This is a genomic window from Streptosporangium sp. NPDC053982, assembly GCF_055585205.1.
Window position 1 is genome coordinate 383,007 of the sequence record NZ_JBVJKQ010000004.1, and the last position, 20,399, is coordinate 403,405.

At 72.3% G+C, this 20,399-nt stretch carries 17 protein-coding genes; 14 read left to right on the plus strand and 3 right to left on the minus strand.

Annotation, left to right across the window (positions count from 1 at the left end; all coding sequences use genetic code 11):
• The first annotated feature begins 139 nt into the window (after nucleotides 1-139).
• Nucleotides 140-2,113: a threonine--tRNA ligase gene (gene thrS, locus ACZ6W9_RS09210; protein WP_470117141.1), complete on the plus strand. Its 1,974-nt coding sequence runs from the start codon at nucleotides 140-142 to the stop codon at nucleotides 2,111-2,113.
• 205 nt (nucleotides 2,114-2,318) lie between these two features.
• Nucleotides 2,319-2,870 carry an HIT family protein gene (locus ACZ6W9_RS09215; RefSeq protein WP_470117143.1) on the plus strand — a complete coding sequence of 184 codons (552 nt, stop codon included), beginning with the start codon at nucleotides 2,319-2,321 and terminating at the stop codon, nucleotides 2,868-2,870.
• On the opposite strand, the gene ACZ6W9_RS09220 is transcribed toward ACZ6W9_RS09215, so the two are convergent.
• The 3 genes from ACZ6W9_RS09220 to ACZ6W9_RS09230 form a co-directional block, all read right to left on the minus strand.
• On the minus strand, nucleotides 2,813-4,933 hold the full coding sequence (locus ACZ6W9_RS09220; RefSeq protein WP_470117145.1) for a hypothetical protein: 2,121 nt from the start codon (nucleotides 4,931-4,933) through the stop codon (nucleotides 2,813-2,815). The genes ACZ6W9_RS09215 and ACZ6W9_RS09220 overlap by 58 nt on opposite strands.
• A 175-nt stretch (nucleotides 4,934-5,108) precedes the next feature.
• A complete protein-coding gene (locus ACZ6W9_RS09225) occupies nucleotides 5,109-6,740 on the minus strand; it encodes a glycoside hydrolase family 10-like protein (protein WP_389969843.1) in 1,632 nt (543 codons plus the stop codon).
• Between the two features lie 203 nt (nucleotides 6,741-6,943).
• The gene (locus ACZ6W9_RS09230; protein WP_389969841.1) at nucleotides 6,944-9,076 is read right to left on the minus strand and encodes an elongation factor G-like protein EF-G2; all 2,133 of its coding nucleotides are present in this window, start codon (nucleotides 9,074-9,076) and stop codon (nucleotides 6,944-6,946) included.
• 196 nt (nucleotides 9,077-9,272) lie between these two features.
• Between ACZ6W9_RS09230 and pgsA the strand changes: the two genes are divergently transcribed.
• The 12 genes from pgsA (at nucleotide 9,273) to ACZ6W9_RS09290 (ending at nucleotide 20,215) form a co-directional block, all read left to right on the plus strand.
• Nucleotides 9,273-9,890, plus strand: a complete 618-nt coding sequence (gene pgsA, locus ACZ6W9_RS09235; protein WP_389969839.1) for a phosphatidylinositol phosphate synthase — start codon at nucleotides 9,273-9,275, stop codon at nucleotides 9,888-9,890.
• 8 nt (nucleotides 9,891-9,898) lie between these two features.
• On the plus strand, nucleotides 9,899-10,813 hold the full coding sequence (locus ACZ6W9_RS09240) for a phosphatidylinositol mannoside acyltransferase (RefSeq protein ID WP_389969838.1): 915 nt from the start codon (nucleotides 9,899-9,901) through the stop codon (nucleotides 10,811-10,813).
• A 76-nt stretch (nucleotides 10,814-10,889) separates the two neighbouring features.
• Nucleotides 10,890-12,017 carry a glycosyltransferase family 4 protein gene (locus tag ACZ6W9_RS09245; protein WP_470117148.1) on the plus strand — a complete coding sequence of 376 codons (1,128 nt, stop codon included), beginning with the start codon at nucleotides 10,890-10,892 and terminating at the stop codon, nucleotides 12,015-12,017.
• Nucleotides 12,014-12,553, plus strand: coding sequence for a hypothetical protein (locus ACZ6W9_RS09250; RefSeq protein WP_389969834.1), 540 nt, complete (start codon nucleotides 12,014-12,016; stop codon nucleotides 12,551-12,553). The genes ACZ6W9_RS09245 and ACZ6W9_RS09250 overlap by 4 nt, the downstream gene beginning before the upstream one ends.
• A gap of 248 nt (nucleotides 12,554-12,801) precedes the next feature.
• Entirely contained in the window at nucleotides 12,802-13,818 is a 1,017-nt protein-coding gene (locus ACZ6W9_RS09255; protein ID WP_470117150.1) for a DUF3048 domain-containing protein, read from the plus strand.
• Between the two features lie 197 nt (nucleotides 13,819-14,015).
• A complete protein-coding gene (pdxS, locus tag ACZ6W9_RS09260; RefSeq protein WP_362934261.1) occupies nucleotides 14,016-14,930 on the plus strand; it encodes a pyridoxal 5'-phosphate synthase lyase subunit PdxS in 915 nt (304 codons plus the stop codon).
• A 242-nt stretch (nucleotides 14,931-15,172) separates the two neighbouring features.
• Complete coding sequence (locus tag ACZ6W9_RS09265; RefSeq protein WP_470117153.1) at nucleotides 15,173-16,441, plus strand: RNA-guided endonuclease InsQ/TnpB family protein; 1,269 nt, start codon at nucleotides 15,173-15,175, stop codon at nucleotides 16,439-16,441.
• Complete coding sequence (locus tag ACZ6W9_RS09270; RefSeq protein ID WP_389969827.1) at nucleotides 16,438-16,743, plus strand: hypothetical protein; 306 nt, start codon at nucleotides 16,438-16,440, stop codon at nucleotides 16,741-16,743. The genes ACZ6W9_RS09265 and ACZ6W9_RS09270 overlap by 4 nt, the downstream gene beginning before the upstream one ends.
• 111 nt (nucleotides 16,744-16,854) lie before the next feature.
• Nucleotides 16,855-17,271 (plus strand): MarR family winged helix-turn-helix transcriptional regulator, encoded by a 417-nt coding sequence (locus tag ACZ6W9_RS09275; protein ID WP_389969825.1) that lies wholly within the window; start codon nucleotides 16,855-16,857, stop codon nucleotides 17,269-17,271.
• Between the two features lie 195 nt (nucleotides 17,272-17,466).
• A complete protein-coding gene (locus ACZ6W9_RS09280) occupies nucleotides 17,467-18,693 on the plus strand; it encodes an MFS transporter (protein ID WP_470117154.1) in 1,227 nt (408 codons plus the stop codon).
• A 175-nt stretch (nucleotides 18,694-18,868) separates the two neighbouring features.
• On the plus strand, nucleotides 18,869-19,459 hold the full coding sequence (pdxT, locus tag ACZ6W9_RS09285; RefSeq protein WP_362934273.1) for a pyridoxal 5'-phosphate synthase glutaminase subunit PdxT: 591 nt from the start codon (nucleotides 18,869-18,871) through the stop codon (nucleotides 19,457-19,459).
• A gap of 3 nt (nucleotides 19,460-19,462) precedes the next feature.
• Entirely contained in the window at nucleotides 19,463-20,215 is a 753-nt protein-coding gene (locus ACZ6W9_RS09290; RefSeq protein WP_362934276.1) for a YebC/PmpR family DNA-binding transcriptional regulator, read from the plus strand.
• Nucleotides 20,216-20,399 lie beyond the last annotated feature (184 nt).

Sequence of the window (20,399 nt, forward strand, 5' to 3'; positions counted from 1 at the left end):
TGCCGCCGGACCCCGGGGCACCGGCGCGGTGAGGCGCGGTCGCCGCGCCCCGAGGGCGTGATGCCCGGGATATCGCCCGTCCGGCACCGGTAGCATCGGTTGGACAGACCAGAATGTCGTCGTCTCCCAGGGAGCAACCGTGTCCGCCGTGCCAGAACTTCGTGTCACCCTCGCCGGAGCCGAGCGCGTGGTGGCGGAGGGCACGACGTACGGCGACGTGCTCGGGGCCGACGGCCGCTCGGTGGTCGCCGCCCGCGCGAACGGCGAGCTGAAGGACCTCGCCGCCCGCGTCGCCGACGGCGACGTGATCGAGCCGGTGGAGGTCGGCAGCCCCGACGGCCGGGCGATCGTGCGCCACTCCACCGCCCACGTCATGGCCCAGGCCGTTCAGGAGATCTTCCCCGAGGCGAAGCTCGGCATCGGCCCGCCCGTCGAGAACGGCTTCTACTACGACTTCGACGTCGCCGACGCGTTCACCCCCGACGACCTCAAGCGCGTCGAGAAGCGCATGCGCGAGATCGTCAAGCAGGGCCAGACCTTCTCCCGCCGGGCCGTCTCCGACGACGACGCCCGCGAGGAGCTGGCCGCCGAGCCGTACAAGCTGGAGCTGATCGGCCTGAAGGGCGGCGCCTCCGCCGAGGACGGCGCGAACGTCGAGGTCGGCGCCGGCGAGCTGACGATCTACGACAACCACGACCCCAAGACCGGGAAGCTGTGCTGGAAGGACCTGTGCCGCGGCCCGCACGTGCCGACCACCCGGTCCATCCCGGCGTTCAAGCTGATGCGCTCCGGCGGCGCCTACTGGCGGGGCAGCGAGAAGAACCCGCAGCTCCAGCGGATCTACGGCACCGCCTGGGAGTCGCGCGAGAAGCAGGACGAATACCTCCACCTGCTGGAGGAGGCCGAGAAGCGCGACCACCGCAAGCTGGGCGCCGAGCTCGACCTGTTCTCCTTCCCCGACGAGCTGGGCTCGGGCCTGCCGGTCTTCCACCCCAAGGGCGGCGTGATCCGCCGCGTCATGGAGGACTACTCCCGGCGCAGGCACGAGGAGGCGGGTTACTCCTTCGTCAACACCCCGCACATCACCAAGGGCCACCTGTACGAGGTCTCCGGCCACCTCGACTGGTACCGCGACGGCATGTTCCCGCCCATGGAGCTGGAGGGCGCGGAGTACTACCTCAAGCCGATGAACTGCCCGATGCACAACCTGATCTTCGGGGCGCGCGGACGGTCCTACCGCGAGCTGCCGCTGCGGCTGTTCGAGTTCGGCTCGGTCTACCGCTACGAGAAGTCCGGCGTCATCCACGGCCTGACCCGGGTGCGCGGCATGACGCAGGACGACGCGCACATCTACTGCACCCGCGAGCAGATGCGCGACGAGCTGACCTCGCTGCTGCGGTTCGTGCTCGACCTGCTGCGCGACTACGGCCTGGAGGACTTCTACCTGGAGCTGTCCACCAAGGACCCGGAGAAGTTCGTCGGCTCCGACGAGGTGTGGGAGGAGGCGACCGCGACGCTGCGCGAGGTCGCCGAGGCCGAGAAGCTGGAGCTGGTCCTCGACCCGGGCGGCGCCGCCTTCTACGGTCCCAAGATCTCCGTGCAGGCGCGCGACGCGATCGGCCGCTCCTGGCAGATGTCGACGATCCAGCTCGACTTCAACCTGCCCGAGCGGTTCGGGCTCGAATACCAGGCGGCCGACGGCACCCGCAAGCGGCCCGTCATGATCCACCGGGCGCTGTTCGGCTCGATCGAGCGGTTCTTCGGCGTCCTGGTCGAGCACTACGCCGGCGCCTTCCCCGCCTGGCTCGCCCCGGTGCAGGTCGTCGGCATCCCGATCGCCGAGGCCCACGCGCCCTACCTGCAGGACGTCGCCAAGAAGGCCCGCGAGCGGGGTGTCCGCATCGAGGTGGACGCCTCCGACGACCGGATGCAGAAGAAGATCCGCAACGCCCAGAAGTCGAAGGTGCCGTTCATGCTGCTGGCCGGCGACGACGACATCGCGGCCGGCGCGGTCTCCTTCCGGTTCCGCAACGGCGAGCAGAAGAACGGCGTCCCGGTCGACCAGGCGATCGACGAGATCGTCGACGCGATCGAGCGCCGCGTCCAGGTCTGACGCTCCAGGTCCGACACCCCGGAGCCGGTCCCCCGATCGGCCCGTTCCCGGCCGCGGCGGACCCCCGCCGCGGCCGGCGCCCCTCCCCACGGTGTACGGCCCGCCCGCCGGACGTCCGGCGGACGCGTGCCGGCCCCGCCTCCTGGGCCGCCGCGGCCGGGAGGCACCGGGCCGCGGGAGGTCGCGGGGCAATATGCTGAACGCCATGAGCGAAGAGCCGCAGGCGCAGCACGGGGCGGGCACACCGGACGCCTTCGAGAGGCTGTGGACTCCGCACCGGATGGCCTACATCAAGGGCGCGAACAAGCCGACCGGCACCGGCCCCGACGACGGCTGCCCATTCTGCGACATCCCCCGGATGAGCGACGAGGACGGGCTGGTCGTCGCCCGCGGCACGTCGGTCTTCGCTGTGCTCAACCTCTACCCGTACAACTCCGGGCACCTGATGGTCTGCCCCTACCGCCACGTGTCCGACTACGCCGACCTCGACGCCGGGGAGACCGCCGAGCTCGCCGACTTCACCAAGCGGGCGCTGGCCGCCCTGCGCAAGGCCAGCGGCGCGCAGGGCTTCAACGTCGGCATGAACCTCGGCGCGGTGGCCGGCGCGGGCATCGCCGCGCACCTGCACCAGCACGTGGTGCCCCGCTGGGGCGGCGACACCAACTTCATGCCGGTGGTCGGCCACACCAAGGTGCTGCCTCAGCTCCTGCGCGACACCCGCGACCTCCTCGCGGGCTGCTGGCCCGCCTCCGCGTAGACGGGGGCTCCGTCCCGCAGCGCCTGGACGCCCGCCGACAGCACCAGCGGCAGCCCCAGGGCGAGCGCCATGGACAGCACGGCCGCACCGGAGTCGTTGACCAGCATGCCCACCACCCCGCTGACGAGGGTGCCGATCAGGCCGGCCTTCAGCGCGGGGGAGTGGGTGAAGGCCGCCGGCAGCACCCCCGCGCTCGCCGTCCCCGGCCGCAGCAGCCCGTAGACCAGGAACGCCGCCGCGGCCAGCACGATCGGCATCAGGTTGGGGCTGAGCAGGGTGTTCAGCATCGCGCCGAGCTTGCGGCCGATCACCTCCAGCGCCTCGCCGGTGATCACCTGACCGACGAACCGCCCCAGGTGCGTCTGCGACCCGGGCGGACGCAGGTGGTCGAGGAAGGCGATGACCATCACCGTGACGCCGCCGGCCACGCAGAACGAGCCCAGCCTGACGACCGACACCTTCCGGCCGGCCAGCAGCAGGGAGGCCACCGCGATGCCCGGCACGAAGGCGATCACCCCGCCGAAGTCGCTGCCCACCCCCGGCCAGCCGCCCAGGATCATCGCCGCGCAGCCCGGGACCGCCACGGCGGTGACCGCTGCCGTCCGCCGCCCGCGCGCGGCGAGCCGGTGGGCGAGCACGGCGGCCAGCAGCAGCACCGAGGTGGCGAAGAGCGCGAACGGGATGTTGCCCAGGCCGTAGTAGCGGGCGCCGACCACCGCGGTGTAGCCCATCACGCTGTTCAGCTGCAGCGGGGTGCCGGTGAGAAGGTCGCCGGCGAGCACCACGGCGGTGACCCCGGCGACGACGGCCAGCGGTCCGAGCGGGTCGCGCCGCCACGGGCCGGCCAGCGCCACCGCGGCCAGCGCCGCCGCGATCGCGACGATCCCGCCGGTCAGCGCGAGCACCGGTGCTCCGGCGTGCCGCCAGGGCAGCAGGTTGACCAGGTACGTCGACACCGGCAGCGCGGCCAGCGCCAGGGCGGCCACCCGGATCGCCCCCGTCCCGCGTCTGCGCCGCATCAGCAGGAACGCCACCAGGTAGAAGCCCACCTGGAGCACGGCGACGGAGGTGAAGAACACCCCGCTCATGTTCCTGATCGCCTGACCGGCCCGGTCGGCGCCGACCAGCTCGTCCCGCGCCGCCCCGGCCCCGCCGGTACGGCCTCCGGCCCGCCAGGGCACGCCGATGACCGTGTCCGGGACGGGTACGCCCGCCGTGGTGAGGATCGTGGCGGTGAGGTCGGGGAGGATCGTGACGTCCTCGCGGTGCGTGGAGGCCGCTCCGAGGAAGCGTCCCGCGACGTCCGCTCCGCGCATCATGGCCACCCGCAGGTGCGGGGTGTCCCCGTGGTCGGACAGACCGGCCAGCAGCACCCTGGTGTCCGGCGGCACCGCGGCCAGCACCGCGCCGACGGCGGTGTCGGCGTCCCGCAGCGCCCGCGCCCGCCGGTCCGGGCCGAGCGCGTCCTCGGCGCCGGGCAGCCGGTCTCCGGCCAGGTAGGGGCGGATCAGGCCGTCCACGTCCACGGCGGCCACCGGGCACCGGGTGAAGGCGTCCGGCGGCAGGTCCGGCAGGTGCGCGGGGGAGGGGGCGTAGACGTCGACCGCGCCCCGCCGGTCGGCCAGGGCCAGCGCCGCGCCCGGCCCGACGGCGAGCGTGCACCCGCCCGCGGCGTGGACGGCCTCGCCGAGCGATCCGGCGTTCCGCTGCCGGGCGACCCGGAACAGGTAGTCGTAGTCGGGGACGACCGCGCCGGCGCCAGACGGCTCGGGCGTGGGCGGCAGCCCGCAGCCGTAGCCGACCGCCGAGCGGACGCCGGCCGACACGGTCAGCCATCCGTCGTAGGGGCAGGTCACCTTGCCGACGGTGCGGACCGACAGCGAACCGGTGGCGCTCTGGCCGGCCAGCCGCCACAGGTTCGGGGTGGCGCCGGGACCGAGGTCGCTCCACTGCAGGCCGGGGACGCCGATCAGGACGACCCGCCCGGCGGGCGGCGCCGCGTGCGCCGTTCCCGGCCACAGCGCGCTCACCAACATCGCAAACGCGACGAGCGTCCGCTTCACCGACGACCTCCCCTACGGCGGGCAACGCTGGAACCGTAGGGGAAGATCATGGTGCCGGTCCACCCACCGGCGTGACGGCGGGTCGCGGCCCGGCGGATCGGGGCGCGGCGACCCGGGCGGGGGGAAGCCCGCCTCCCGAGGTCCGGGCCGGGGCGGCGGGCGGATCCCCGCGGGGTCAGGGCGCGGTGACCTGGGCGGGGTCGCTCTCGTGGCCGAGGCGGTCCACGGCGGTGACGAGGTAGGCGCCGCCGCCTGGCGCGGTGAACGCCTGGCGCGGGCCGCCGCCGGCCGGCACGACCGCGACCAGGTGGCGGGCGTCGGCGGTGGCGCACTCGCCGACCTTGCCGGACGGGATCCGGTAGACGGCGTAGGCGCGGGCCCCGGCCGAGGAGTTCCAGCTCAGCGCCCTTCCCTGGATCCCCAGGCCGGCGGGCCGGGCGGGGGCCCGGCCGCCGAGGTCCTTCATCAGGGGGAGCAGAGCCGGGCGGTCGTAGTAGCTCTTCGAGATCCGGTTCAGCGCGCCCAGCGGGTTGCTGAGAAGCTGCTTGGCGCTGAAGTACACCTCGCCGCGGATCTGGTCCTGCTTACGGTTGACGCCCAGCTGCGACGCCAGCTCGCCGGGGCTCCGCCAGGCGCCGCCGGTGCCGACCTGGTAGAGCGCCATGCCGATGTACAGGTGCACCCCGGTGCCCTTGACCTCGTTCGCCCACCACGGCGCCAGCGCGTCGTAGTCGGCGGCCTGGAAGCCGCGCGGCCAGTACAGCTGCGGGATGACGTAGTCGACCGTGCCCTTGCGGATCCAGTGGCGGGCGTCGGCGTAGATCGAGTCGTAGGCGGACATGCCGGAGGTGGCCGACCCGGTGCGGTCCTGGGCCTTGTTGCGCCAGATCCCGAACGGGCTGACGCCGAACTTCACGTAGCTCTTCGTCTCGTGGACGGTCCTGTCGACCTGCGCGATCAGTTTGTCGACGTTGGCGCGGCGCCAGTCGGCGAGCTTCTGGCCCTTGCCGTACTTCCGGTAGGACGCCTGGTCGCCGAAGCGCCCGCCCGCGCCGGGGTAGGGGTAGAAGTAGTCGTCGAAGTGGACCCCGTCCACGTCGTAGCGCGACACCACGTCCTTGACGACGGCGGTGACGTGGTCGCGCACCTGGGGCAGCCCCGGGTCGTAGTACAGGCGGCCCTCGTAGGGGATGGTCCAGCCGGGGTGGAGCCGGGCCGGGTGGTTCGGCGGCAGCCGGTCCGCCCCGCCCTCGAAGGAGGCGCGGTAGGGGTTGAGCCAGGCGTGGAACTCCAGCCCCCGGCGGTGGGCCTCGGCGGTCAGGAAGGTGAGCGGGTCCCAGCCGGGGTCCTTGCCGGCCTTGCCGGTGAGGTATCGCGACCAGGGCTCCAGAGCGGACTTGTAGAGGGCGTCGGAGGCGGGCCGGATCTGGACGAACACCGCGTTGAACCGGCGCTTGACGGCCTCGTCGAGGATCCTGGTGTACTCCGCCTGCTGCCGGGCCACGGGCAGGCCGGCCCTCGACGGCCAGTCGAGGTTGTCCACCGTGGCGATCCACACGCCGCGCAGCTCCCGCTTGGGGTGCTCCGGGTCGGGGGTGCAGGCCGCCGTGGAGCCTCCGGCGCCGCTGTTCCCCGCGGTCTCGGCGTCGTTCCCGGAGCCGGTCCCGGAGGTGGCCTTCCCGCTGTCGGCGCCCCGCTTCAGGGCGGGAGGCTTGGCGGCCGGAGCGTCGGGGCCGAATGCGTAGGCGGCGCCGTTGGCGGCGACGGCGAGGGCGGCTGCGGCGAGCAAAGGACGTCCGGTTCGCATGGTTCCTCAGTCTGGCACCGCGAACGATCTGCTTTGGCCCGAAAAAAGAAATCGTTTTGTGATGCTGGTGTGACGCTTGCCCGATTCTTGGGGGAGGCATGGGCATGCGCGCCCGCGCCTCCCCCGATCGGCGGCCCGCGGGTCCGGGTCCGGCCCGCGCTTCCGGGACCGCTTCCGGCCGGTTTTTCGGCCCCGGCCCGTGGTCAGCCGGCGACCTTCTCCACCAGGTGCGACGGAAGCGGCTCGTAGCGCAGGAACGACCGCTGGAACGTCCCGGTGCCGTGGGACATCGACCGCAGGTCGATGGCGTAGCGGGTGATCTCCAGTTCGGGGATCTCCGCGCGGACCAGCGTGCGGCCGACGCCGACCGGCTCGGTGCCCAGCACCCGGCCCCGGCGCGACGACAGGTCGGACATCACCGCGCCGACGTGGTCGTCGGCGACCAGCACCGCCACCTCGTCGACCGGCTCCAGCAGCAGGGTCGGCACCTTGGCCGCCGCCTCCTTCAGCGCGAGCGCTCCGGCGATCTGGAACGCCATGTCGGAGGAGTCGACCGGGTGAGCCTTGCCGTCGTAGAGCGTCACCCGCACGTCCACCATGGGGTAGCCGGCCACCACGCCGCGCTGCATCTGCGTGCGCACCCCCTTCTCCACCGAGGGGATGAACTGGCGTGGCACCACACCGCCGACGATCTTGTCGACGAACTCGAACCCGCCGCCGGAGGGCAGCGGCTCGACCTCCAGGTGGCAGATGGCGAACTGCCCGTGGCCGCCGGTCTGCTTGACGTTGCGGCCCATCGCCTGGCACCGGCCGCCGAAGGTCTCCCGCAGCGGCACCCGCAGATCCACCTTCTCCACCTCGACGCCGTGCCGCCGGCTCAGCCGGTCCAGCAGCACGTCGGCGTGGGCCTCGCCCATGCACCACAGCACGAGCTGGCGGGTCTCGGCGTTGTTCTCCAGCCGGAGCGTCGGGTCCTCGGCGACCAGTCGCTGCAGCGCCTGGCCGAGCTTGTCGTCGTCGGCCTTGGATTTCGGCTGGATCGCCACCGGCAGCAGCGGCTCGGGCATCGCCCAGGACCGCATCAGCAGCGGCCGTTCCTTGTCCGAGAGGGTGTCGCCGGTCTCGGCGCGCGACAGCTTGGCCACCGCGACGATGTCGCCGGCCACGCACCTGCCCACCGTGCGCTGCTGCTTGCCCAGCGAGGACGACAGCGCGCCGATCCGCTCGTCCACGTCGTGGTCCTCGTGCCCCCGGTCGCTCAGGCCGTGCCCGGAGACGTGCACGGTCATGTCGGGCCGCAGGGTCCCGGAGAACACCCGCACCAGGCTGATCCGGCCCACGTAGGGGTCGCTGGTCGTCTTGACGACCTCGGCCACGAGCGGCCCGTCGGGGTCGCAGGCGAGGCCGGCGACGGGCCCGCCGTCGACCGAGGTGATCTCCGGCAGCGGGTGCTCCAGCGGGGAGGGGAACCCCTGGACGATGCCGTCGAGGACCTCCCTGGCGCCCACGCCGCCGCCGGTGGCCAGCACGGGGTAGAAGCCGCCGCGGGCGACCGCCTTCTCCAGGTCCTCGATGAGGACCTTGGTGTCGATCTCCTCGCCGGAGAGGTAGCGGTCCATCAGGGACTCGTCCTCGCTCTCCTGGATGATCCCCTCGATCAGCGCGCCGCGGTACCGATCGATCCGGTTCTGGTACTCGGGGCCGGGTTCGTTCTCCGTCCGCGACCCGGTCGCGTAGTTGTGGAACTTCTGGGTCAGCAGGCCGATCAGGCCGTTCAGGCGGCCGTTGGTGACCACCGGGAGGTACAGCGGCGCCACACCCTCGCCGAACGCCTCCTGGCAGGTGGCGAGGACCTCCTCGAAGTCGGCCCGCTGGTGGTCGTTCTTCGTGATCACCACGGCCCGGGGCATGCCGACGGCGGCGCACTCGTCCCAGATCATGCGGGTCAGGCCGTCCACGCTCTCCGTCGCCGAGACCACGAACAGCGCCGCGTCGGCGGCGCGCAGCCCGGCGCGCAGGTCGCCGACGAAGTCGGCGTAGCCGGGGGTGTCCAGCAGGTTGATCTTGATGCCGTTGTGCACCAGCGGCGCCACGGAGAGGTTCACCGAGCGCTGCTGGCGGACCTCGACCTCGTCGAAGTCGCTGACCGTGGTGCCGTCCTCGACCCGCCCGGCCCGCTGCACGGTGCCGGTCGCCGCGAGCAGCGCCTCCACCAGGGTCGTCTTGCCCGATCCGGAATGGCCGACCAGCGCGACATTGCGCACCATGTCGGGGCGGTCGGCCTCGGGTGCCCTGCCCGCGGCTCCCGTTGCTCCGCCTCCAGCCTTGTCTGCCACGTCGCCTCCCGCGTCGTTGCCGAAGGAGCGCGGCCAGGCGCGGCCACACCCCGTCCGCCGCCGCGTCCGTACACCGCAAGGACGCGGTGTGTTCACCAAATACCCATGTGGCGAATATCACAAGAGGTCCACGCCGATCCGCTTGCGGAGCGTTGGCTGCGCGCTCTCAGACGGCGTGGCCTACGATCGGACCGCGATGCTGAAACTTCTGCGCCCTGCCGTGACCCGCGTGCTGACCCCCCTGGGCAGAGCCCTCATCCGCCACGGGATCAGCCCCGACATGGTCACCGCCGCCGGCACGCTCGGCACGGTCGCCGCAGCACTCTTCTTCTATCCCCGAGGGGAGTTGTTCCCCGGCTCGGTCGTGATCACGTTTTTCGTCCTGGCGGATCTCCTCGACGGGGTCATGGCCCGGATGACGGGCACGGGGAGCGTCTGGGGCGCCTTCCTCGACTCCACCCTCGACCGCGTGGGCGACGCCGGGATCTTCTCCGGGCTGGTGATGTGGTTCGTGGTGAGCGGTCAGCGGACGCTGGCCGGGGTCGCCCTGTTCTGCCTCGTCGCCGGGGCCGTCGTGTCCTACGTCAAGGCCCGGGCCGAGGGCCTGGGCCTGTCGTGCGACGTCGGGCTCGCCGAACGGCCCGAGCGCCTGGTCGTGGTCCTGGTCTCGGCCGGGCTCGGCGGCCTCGGCGTGCCGTACATCCTGGCGGCGGGGCTGTGGCTGCTCGCCGCCGCCAGCGCGTTCACCGTCGGCCAGCGGCTGCTCCACGTGCGCCGCCAGGCCGTCTCCACCCCTCCACGCTCCCTCCGCTGAGGACAACGATGAACGACAAGCCGTCACTGCAGGAACGTCTCGTGGCGGCCGGCTTCGGCGCCGGCTGGGCGGTCGTGCCCCGCCTGCCCGAGCCCCTGACCGCCTGGGCCTTCCGGACGGCCGCCGACCGGCTGTGGAAGCGCCGCGGCGGGCAGGTGCTCCGGCTGGAGGCCAACCTCGCCAGGGTCAGGGGCACCTCCCCGGACGACCCGGCGATCCGTGAGCTGAGCCGCGCGGGCATGCGCTCCTACTTCCGCTACTTCCACGAGGTGTTCCGGCTGCCCTCGATGCGTCCCGAGGAGATCCTGTCGCGCACCCGCGCCCACAACGCCGAGCTGGTCCAGGAGATCCTCGGCGCGGGCCGGGGCGTGGTGTTCGCCCTGCCGCACATGGGCAACTGGGACCAGGCGGGCGCCTGGTTCGTGCAGATCGGCCACCCGTTCACCACCGTCGCCGAGCGGCTGCGGCCCGAGTCGCTGTTCCACCGCTACACCGCCTTCCGCGAGGGGCTGGGCATGGAGGTGCTGCCGCTCACCGGAGGGGACAACCAGATCTTCGCCGTGCTGTCGCAGCGGCTGCGGGCGGGCCGGCCGGTCGCGCTGCCCGCCGACAGGGACCTGACCGCACGGGGGATCGAGGTGAAGTTCTTCGGGGCGGCCACCCGCATGCCCGCCGGGCCCGCCATGCTCGCCCTGCACACCGGGGCCGCGCTGATCCCGGCCATCCTGTCCTTCCAGGGCCGCGACTGGGTGGTGCGGTTCTGCGACGAGCTCCCCGTGCCCGCCGAGGGCACCCGCCAGGAGAAGGTCGCGGCCCTCACCCAGGACCTCGCCACCGTCTTCGAGAAGGGCATCGCCGAGCACCCCGAGGACTGGCACATGCTGCAGCGGCTGTGGCTCGAGGACCTGGAGCCCCGCGGATGACCGCGGGCTGCGCGCCGGGCGCGCGGGACACGGCGGGCACGGCCCGCGCCGGGGAGAAGCGGGAAGCGGTGGAGCGATGAGGATCGGCATCGTCTGCCCCTACATGTGGGACGTGCCGGGCGGGGTCCAGGTGCACATCCGCGACCTCGCCGAGGCGCTCATGGACGACGGCCACGAGGTCCAGGTGATCGCCCCGGCGGGTGACGACGCGGCGCTGCCCCCTTACGTGACCTCGGTGGGCCGGGCGGTCCCGGTCCCGTTCAACGGCTCGGTCGCCCGGCTGTCGTTCGGGTTCCTGTCGGCGGGGCGGGTGCGCCGCTGGCTGCGCGAGGGCCGCTTCGACGTTCTGCACGTGCACGAGCCGTTCATCCCCTCGGTCGGCCTGCTGGCCTGCTGGGTGGCCAGGGGGCCGATCGTGGGCACCTTCCACGCCTCCTACGGCCGCTCGCGGGCCTTCTCGGTGGCCTCGCCGGTGATCATGAGCGTGCTGGAGAAGATCACCGCGCGGATCGCGGTGTCCGACGCGGCCCGCAAGACCCTGGTCGAGTTCATCGGCGGCGACGCGGTGCTCATCCCCAACGGGGTGACCGTCGGCCGCTACGCCCACGCCGAGCCGCTGCCCGGCTGGGACGACGGCGAGGTGATCGGCTTCCTCGGCCGGATGGACGAGCCCCGCAAGGGCCTGCCGGTGCTGCTGGAGGCGTTCTGCCTGCTCGCCGCCGAACGGCCGCGGCTGCGCCTGCTCGTCGCCGGGCCCGGCGACGCCGGCGAGGTGCTCGGCAGGGTCCCGGCCCGCTTCCACGACCGGATCGGCCTGCTCGGCATGGTCAGCGAGGAGGACAAGGTCCGCGCCTACCACTCGGTGGACGTCTTCTGCGCCCCCAACCTCGGCGGGGAGAGCTTCGGCATCGTGCTCACCGAGGCGATGTCGGCCGGGGCGGCGATCCTCGCCAGCGACATCCCGGCCTTCCGCAAGGTGCTCGACGACGGCGAGGCCGGCGCGCTGTTCACCGTCGGCGACGCGGCCTCCCTCGCCCGCGAGGCCGCCGCCCTGCTCGACGACCCCGGGCGCCGGGCCGCCCTGTCGGAGGAGGCGCGCCGCGCCGTCCGCAAGTACGACTGGTCCACGGTCGCCCGCGACGTGCTGCGCGTCTACGAGACCGTGGCGATCCCCGCCGGGGTGAAGGAGGACGAGGCGTCGTGAGCGCCACACTGGTCGCCGTGGCCGGCGCGGTCGTCGTGCTGGTCGCCGTCTACGTCTCCTGGCGGGCCGGCCGACTGGACCGGCTCCACATCCGCCTGGAGCTGGCCCGCGAGTCCCTGGACGCCGCGCTGGTACGGCGGGCCGCCGTCTGCCTGGAGCTCGCGGCCTCGCGCGTGCTGGACCCGGCGACGAGCCTGGTGCTGGCCGCCGCCGCCCACGAGGCCCGTACGGCCGGCGCGGAGGAGCGCGAGCACGCCGAGAGCGACCTGTCGCGCACGCTGCGCGCGGTGGCCGACCAGGACCGCTTCCGCGACCGGCTGTCCGCCGACCCGGCCGGCCGCGAGCTGCTGTCCGAGCTCGACACCGCGGTGGCGAAGGTGGTCTACTCCCGGCGCTTCTACAACAACGCGGTCGGCGTGACCCGCGCCGCCCAGCGCCGCTGGCTGGCCCGCACGCTGCGCCTGGCCGGGCACACCGATTACCCCGGCTTCTTCGAGATCGACGACGACGCCCCGAAGGCCCTCGCCGCCGAATGACCGCCGGGTGATCCCGGCCGTCTCCGCACGCGCTCACCGGCGTGCCCCGGGGCCGTCCACCCGGCGTCGGCGGCGGTTCCCGGACGTCCCGATGCCGAACCGCCGGTGAACCGCCGCCCGACCATCGAGCCGCTGCCGAGCCGCCGCCGGCCCGTTACTGAACAAGACTCGCGAAAGCGGGATAACCGGCAACTGGGACACCGGTAAGCTCGTGCTCGTTTTCTGGCCCGACTTGGAGGAGATGAGCCGTGCGGGTGTCCCGGAAGATCGCCGTCACACTGGCGGGGGCGGCCGTCCTCGCCCAGGCCGCGGCCTGTTCCTCCGACGAGCCCGCGGCGGGCAAGGAACCGCAGGCGGCGGCGGAGGACACGACGCCCGCCGAGACCCCGTCCCCGGAGCCGGCGCACCCCTTCACCGGCCTGCCCGGCGCCGCGCGCAGGCCGGTGCTCGCGGCGAAGATCGAGAACACCTCGGCCGGCAAGCCCCAGCTCGGCCTGAAGAGCGCCGACATCGTCTACGTCGAGCAGGTCGAGGCCGGCCTGACCCGCCTCATGGCGATCTTCTCCTCGAAGCTCCCGCCCAAGATCGGACCGGTGCGCAGCGCCCGCATCTCCGACCTGCACATCCTGCCGCAGTTCGGCAAGCCCGCCCTGGCCTACTCCGGCGTGCAGACCAAGATGATCCCCAAGGTCCAGGAGGCGTCCCTCGTCGACGTCTCCGACAGCAGGGCCCCGGGCGCCTACTTCCGCCAGCCCGGCCGCTACGCGCCCTACAACCTGTTCGCCGAGCCCAGGAAGCTCCTGGCCAAGGCGTCCGGGACGAGCAAGGCCAAGGACATCGGCTTCACCTTCGGCGACGCCCCCGAGGACGGGACGCCGAAGAAGTCGTTCAGCGTGCGGTACCCGGCGGCCCGCTTCACCTTCACCTGGTCGGACGCCGCCAAGAAGTGGCTGGTCTGGCAGGACGGCAAGAAGGACATGGCCGCCGAGGGCGGTCAGCTCGGCGCCCCGACCATCGTCGTGCAGTACGCCAAGACCGAGCGTTCGGAATACCACGACCTCAACCAGAGCTACACCCCCCTGGTGCACTCCACCGGCACGGGCAGGGCGGTCGTGCTCCGGGACGGGCAGGCGTTCAAGGCCAAGTGGTCGCGCGAGTCGGAGCGGGACGGCACCGTCTTCACCACCGAGACCGGGGACCCGATGAACTTCGCCCCCGGGCAGGTGTGGGTCGTCCTGGCCGCTCCCAAGCCCGTGATCCCCTGACGGGGGCGGCCGTACAGGAGCCGGCGACCCCCTGACGGGGGCGGCCGGCCGTACAGGATGGCCAAGAAGATCCCCCGAAGGCGACGGATCGGCGTGTGAGGGCACACACCGATCACCGCCTACCATGAAGAAGTGGCGGCCGTCCCCGTGAAAGGGGCGCCCGTGATCCGCAACCAGCCGTCGTGAGGTAGAGCCCCGTGTCCAGCAGCACGCCCGAAGTCACCGAGTCCGCCGTCACCGGAACCGCCCGGGTCAAGCGCGGCATGGCAGAGATGCTCAAGGGCGGCGTCATCATGGACGTCGTCACCCCGGAGCAGGCCAAGATCGCCGAGGACGCCGGCGCGGTCGCCGTCATGGCCCTCGAGCGGGTCCCCGCCGACATCCGCGCCCAGGGCGGCGTGTCCCGGATGAGCGACCCCGACATGATCGACGGCATCATCTCCGCCGTCTCGATCCCCGTCATGGCCAAGGCCCGCATCGGCCACTTCGTCGAGGCCCAGCTCCTGCAGTCGCTCGGCGTCGACTACGTCGACGAGTCCGAGGTGCTGACCCCCGCCGACTACGCCAACCACATCGACAAGTGGCGCTTCACCGTGCCCTTCGTCTGCGGCGCCACCAACCTCGGCGAGGCGCTGCGCCGCATCACCGAGGGCGCGGCCATGATCCGCTCCAAGGGCGAGGCCGGCACCGGCGACGTCTCCAACGCCGTCACCCACATGCGCACGATCCGGGGCGAGATCAAGCGCCTCACCTCGCTGCCGGAGGACGAGCTGTACGTCGCGGCCAAGGAGCTGCAGGCGCCGTACGAGCTGGTCGCCGAGGTCGCCAGGGCCGGCAAGCTGCCCGTGGTGCTCTTCACCGCCGGCGGCATCGCCACCCCGGCCGACGCCGCGATGATGATGCAGCTCGGCGCGGAGGGCGTGTTCGTCGGCTCGGGCATCTTCAAGTCCGGCAACCCGGCGCAGCGCGCCGCCGCGATCGTCAAGGCCACCACCTTCTACGACGACCCGGACGTCGTCGCCAAGGTCTCCCGGGGCCTGGGCGAGGCCATGGTCGGCATCAACGTCGACGACATCCCGGTCCCGCACCGCCTCGCCGAGCGCGGCTGGTAGGAGATTTCAGGGAAGGCGGCATCTGTGAAGGATGCCGCCTTTCCGCTTTCCCGAACTGTTCCTCCACCGTTGTGAACTGATCTCCTCGCAGCGGATCGGTATCGGACCAGTGAGTGCCTCGACGTCGATATCTGGTGATGAACACCAAATGCGCGTCGAAGTGGGAGACGACATGGCGGCGGTGCGTACTTCGAGGTTCGGTTTCCATCTCGGTGAGGTGAGCCGAACGCTACGATCCGGGCGTGGAGACGGTGAAGCAGGCCCGGGCGCACGTGGCCCGCCTGGAGTTGAGCAACGCTCAGGCGGCGGTGCTGGACGGTCAGGCGCACGCCGCCCGGGCCCTGTGGAATCTGCTCCACGAATACTTCACCTTCCGCCAAGGCCGCTTCGCCACGCTGAAAGACTGTGACGCGGCGATCCGCCAAGCCCGCCGTGAGATCGACTGGCTCGGGCAGCTGCCTGCCCAGGCGGCTCAGGCGGTGTTGAAGACGTATCGGCAGGCGTGGGTGAACTTCTTCAACCCTGACCACCCCGCCGACCGCCCGACGTTCAAGACCCGCCACCGCTCCCGCCCGGCCGTCGACGTGCCTCAGGCCAGCGCTCTGCGGATCGCGCGGATCAATCGGCGCTGGGGTGCGGTCAGCCTGCCCAAGATCGGCCGGGTGCGCTTCCGGTGGACCAGGGACCTGCCCGGCGTCACCCGGGGCGGCCCGGTCGGGCGGATCACCGGAGCGCGGTTGGTCAAGGACGCCTTCGGCTGGCAGATCGTCTTCCGCACCGAGACCATGACCGCCGTGATCTCCGACCCTCATCCCGACCCGATGGTGGGGATCGACCGGGGCATCACCGTCGCCCTGGCGTTGTCGGACGGCACCACGCGTGAGCACGGGCCTTGGCTCACCACGGGCGAGAAGGAACGTCTGCGTCGCCTGGAGCGGAAGTCCGCCCGCCAGCGCCGCGCCCGTGGCTCCGGGCAGCCCACCTCCAAACGACTGACCCGCACCTATGCCCAGATCGCCCGGCTCCGCGCGACAGCCAAGCGCCGAGCCGTGGACTGGCAGCACCAGACCACCACCGAACTCGCTCGCGCCTTCAGCGTGATCGCGGTGGAGGACCTGGAGATCACGGCCATGCTTCGCTCCGCCAAGGGCACGCTTGAGCGCCCTGGCCCCAATGTGGCGCAGAAGGCCGGGCTGAACCGCGCCATCGCCGGGGAGGCGTGGGGCCGCACGGTCACCTTCCTGGAGTACAAGATCCGTGATCGCGGCGGCCAGGTCGTGAAGGTCCCGGCAGGGGGGACATCGCAGACCTGCCACCGGTGCGGGCATCGCGACCCGGCGGCCCGCAACGGGATCAGGTACGCCTGCGCCAATCATGCGTGCGGCTGGGTCGGGCACGCCGATACCAATGCCGCAATCAACATTTACAACGCCGCGGGGACCGCGGTGTCAGGACGTGGAGACCTCGGGGCTGCCCGGTCCGCGAAGCGTCAACCCCCGTGCGCCGCATGACCACGACGCGACGGGAGAAGCTCCGGCCTTCAGGCCGGGGAGGGGTTCAAAACAACCAGCGCGGTTACGTGCTGACCCGGATCGAGCCGGGCGCGCTCACCGCCGACTTCAAGGTGGTGCCCAGGGTGACCGAGGCCGGGGCCGGCGCGTACACCAGGGCGACCTTCGTCGTGGAGGACCGGGTCCCGGGCGTCCAGCAGACCTACCTGCGCCCGCTGGACCCGTCCGTGGCGAGGCGGGCCGAGCCGTCGGACGCCGAGCGGATCCAGGAGGTGGTGGACGCCGAGACCAGGCGTCCCTGACCGTCTGGTCCCCGCCGCGGCGGGGGGACGGCGGGGGAGGGCGGCGTCCCGGCGGGGCGCCGCCCTCCCTTCGGAATAATGCTTAGTCTGGCTAAGTTAGACTGGCTAACCATGACGACGGACGAACTCGCCGAGAGCCTCTCCAAAGAGCTGCGCCACCTGGTGCTGCTCCTGCGCCGCGTGGCGGCGGGACAGCCGGTCACCAGCCAGCAGTACGCCGTGATGGGATCGCTGGAGGGCGGTCCGCGCCGGATGACCGAGCTGGCCGAGGAGCACGGGGTCCAGCTCCCCACCATGACGGTGCAGATCAACAGGCTGGAGGAACCCGGCCTGGTGGCCCGCTCCGCCGACCCCTCCGACGCCCGGGTCCGCACGGTCGAGCTGACCGGGGAGGGTCGCGCCCGCCTGGCGGCCGTACGCCGGGCCCGCGTCTCCTACCTCGTCACCCAGCTCGGCCTGCTCACCCCCGAGGAGCGCGACGCCGTCGCCGCCGCCCTGCCCGCGCTGGCCAAGCTGGGCCGCGCGTGACCCGCGAGGTCCCGTGCCCGGTCGCGCGTGACCCGCGTGACCCGCGAGATACCGCGCGGCCCGCGGGCCGCCCCGAACCGGCCGATCCGCGGGCCCCGTGGGATCCCGCGCGGTCCCGCAGGCGATCCCACGTCCCCGACCGGCCGTGACCCGGCCGGCCTCCTTCCCTCAAGTTCCCCTCAAGGAGCCACTCCCATGTCCTCGCAGAGTCCGGGTGGAATCCTCCGCCAGCCGATGTCGGTGTGGGCCACCGCCTTCGCCGCGGTGGTCGCGTTCATGGGCATCGGCCTGGTCGACCCGATCCTGCCCTCCATCGCCGAGAACCTGAACGCCGGCCCCAGCCAGGTCTCCCTGCTGTTCACCAGCTACTTCCTGGTCACCGCCGTGGCGATGCTCGTCACCGGCTGGGTCTCCAGCCGGATCGGCGGCAAGCGCACCCTGCTGCTCGGCCTGTTCCTGGTCGTCGTCTTCGCCGGCCTGTCCGGCACCTCGGACAGCGTCGGCGCGCTCATCGGCTTCCGCGCCGGCTGGGGGCTGGGCAACGCCCTGTTCGTCGCCACCGCCCTCGCGGTCATCGTCGGCGCGGCCAGCGGCGGCGCCGAGGCCGCGATCATCCTGTACGAGGCCGCCCTCGGCCTGGGCATCTCGATGGGCCCGCTGGCCGGCGCCCTCCTCGGCGACTGGAACTGGCGCGGTCCCTTCTTCGGCACCGCGACCCTGATGGCCGTCGGGTTCGTCTTCATCGCGACCCTGCTGAGGGACACGCCCCGGCCCGCGGTGAAGACCCGCCTCAGCGACCCGCTGCGCGCCCTGGCCCACGGCGGACTGTCCACCACCGCCTTCACCGCGTTCTTCTACAACTTCGCCTTCTTCACCATCCTGGCCTTCACCCCGTTCATCCTCGGCATGTCGGCCTACGGCATCGGCGCGGTGTTCTTCGGCTGGGGCGTCCTCGTGGCGCTCGCCTCGGTCTTCGCCGCCCCGGCCATGAGCCGCAGGATCGGCTCGGTGCGGGTGCTGTACCTGTCCCTGGGGACGCTCGCCGTCCTGCAGGCGGGCATCGCCCTGTTCAGCGCGACCGGCCTGCGCGCGGGCGTCGTCGTCTGCGTCGTGCTGTGCGGCATCCCGGCCGGGCTGAACAACACCGTGTTCACCGAGGCCGCCATGGAGGTGTCCGACGCGCCCCGGCCCGTCGCCTCGGCCGGCTACAACTTCGTCCGCTGGATGGGCGGGGCCATCGCGCCCTACATCGTGACCAAGCTGGGCGAGGAGATCGGCGCGCCCGTGCCGTACTGCCTGGGCGCGGTCTGCTGCCTGGTCGGCGTGGCCTTCCTGTACGGCAGGCGCCACCATCTGGCGAGCCTCACGCGGATGGACGCCGGTCACGCCGGTCACGCCGCCCGCGACCTGTCGGCCGCCTGACCCCGGCGCGGCCGGAAACGGAACCGGGGCCCGGCCGTACGGCGTGGGCACGGCGGGGCACGGCGGGCCCCGCGCCCGCCCCGCCCCGCCCGGCCCGCGGATCGGCCGGTTTGGGGCGGTCCGCGGGGTGGCCATACGCTTGAACCGCATCACGAGCCCCTCGAAAGGACCATCGGTGACCATCGCCCCGACGATCGGTGTCTTCGCCCTGCAGGGAGACGTCCGCGAGCACGCGCGCTGCCTGGAGCAGGCGGGCGCCAGGGCCGTGGCCGTACGGCGCCCCGAGGAACTGGAGGCGGTCGACGCGCTGGTCGTCCCGGGAGGGGAGTCCACCACGATGTGGAAGCTCGCCGACACCTTCGAGCTGCTGGAGCCGCTCCGGGCGAGGATCAAGGACGGCATGCCCGCCTACGGCTCCTGCGCCGGCATGATCATGCTGGCCGACCGGATCGAGGGCGGCATCGAGGGCCAGCAGACCATCGGCGGCATCGACATGGTGGTCCGGCGCAACGCCTTCGGCCGCCAGGTCGACTCCTTCGAGTCCGACATCGACTTCGCGGGCATGGGCCCGCTGCGGGCGGTCTTCATCCGCGCCCCCTGGGTGGAATCGGTCGGTTCCGATGTCGACGTGCTGGCCCGGGCCGAAGCTGGGGATAGGATCGTCGCGGTCCGTCAGGGGCCTCTGCTGGCCACGTCCTTCCACCCGGAGCTCACCGGGGGCTGCGATGTGCATTCATACTTCGTTGAGATGGTGAGGGAGCTCTAGTCGATGTCCGGCCACTCCAAATGGGCGACGACCAAGCACAAGAAGGCCGCGCTCGACTCCAAGCGCGGCAAGCTGTTCGCCAAGCTCATCAAGAACATCGAGGTCGCGGCCCGGACCGGTGGTCCCGACCCGGACGGCAACCCGACGCTGTACGACGCCATCACCAAGGCGCGCAAGAGCTCGGTCCCGCTGGACAACATCGAGCGCGCCCGCAAGCGCGGCGGCGGTCTGGAGGCCGGCGGCGCCGACTGGCAGACCATCATGTACGAGGGCTACGCCCCCGGCGGCGTCGCCGTGCTGATCGAGTGCCTGACCGACAACCGCAACCGCGCCGCCTCCGAGGTCCGCGTGGCGCTGACCCGCAACGGCGGCTCCCTGGCCGACCCCGGCTCGGTGTCCTACATGTTCAACCGCAAGGGCGTCGTGCTCGTCCCCAAGGGCTCGCTGACCGAGGACGACGTGCTGGTCGCGGTCCTCGACGCGGGCGCCGAGGAGGTCAACGACCTGGGTGACCAGTTCGAGGTCGTCTCCGAGGCCGGCGACCTCGTCCCGGTCCGCAAGGCCCTGCAGGACGCCGGGATCGACTACGACTCGGCCGAGTCGAGCTTCCTGCCGACGATGAACGTCCCGCTCGACGAGGACGGCGCGCGCAAGGTCTTCCGGCTGATCGACGCCCTGGAGGACAGCGACGACGTGCAGAACGTCTGGGCCAACTTCGACGTCTCCGACGACGTCATGGAGAAGCTGGACGCCTGACCGGCCGCCCGCCGCCTTCGCCGTACGCCCGTCCCGCCGTACCGCGGAGGCGGGCGTACGGCCGCCCGGGGCCCCTCCCGCGCGCTCCCGTGTCCGGGGCGGCGCCCGCCCGGACGCGTGGCCGTACACGGGTGGATCCATGGGCTTCCCATGAGGTTCCCCGGAAAAGCGCGGCCTTCGGTTT

Coding starts and splice junctions, on each gene's coding strand:
- ACZ6W9_RS09215 (WP_470117143.1), top strand. CDS start 2,319: ATGAGCGAAGAGCCGCAGGCGCAGCACGGGGCGGGCACACCGGACGCC.
- ACZ6W9_RS09225 (WP_389969843.1), bottom strand. CDS start 6,740: ATGCGAACCGGACGTCCTTTGCTCGCCGCAGCCGCCCTCGCCGTCGCC.
- pgsA (WP_389969839.1), top strand. CDS start 9,273: ATGCTGAAACTTCTGCGCCCTGCCGTGACCCGCGTGCTGACCCCCCTG.
- ACZ6W9_RS09240 (WP_389969838.1), top strand. CDS start 9,899: ATGAACGACAAGCCGTCACTGCAGGAACGTCTCGTGGCGGCCGGCTTC.
- ACZ6W9_RS09245 (WP_470117148.1), top strand. CDS start 10,890: ATGAGGATCGGCATCGTCTGCCCCTACATGTGGGACGTGCCGGGCGGG.
- ACZ6W9_RS09270 (WP_389969827.1), top strand. CDS start 16,438: ATGACCACGACGCGACGGGAGAAGCTCCGGCCTTCAGGCCGGGGAGGG.
- ACZ6W9_RS09275 (WP_389969825.1), top strand. CDS start 16,855: ATGACGACGGACGAACTCGCCGAGAGCCTCTCCAAAGAGCTGCGCCAC.
- ACZ6W9_RS09280 (WP_470117154.1), top strand. CDS start 17,467: ATGTCCTCGCAGAGTCCGGGTGGAATCCTCCGCCAGCCGATGTCGGTG.
- ACZ6W9_RS09290 (WP_362934276.1), top strand. CDS start 19,463: ATGTCCGGCCACTCCAAATGGGCGACGACCAAGCACAAGAAGGCCGCG.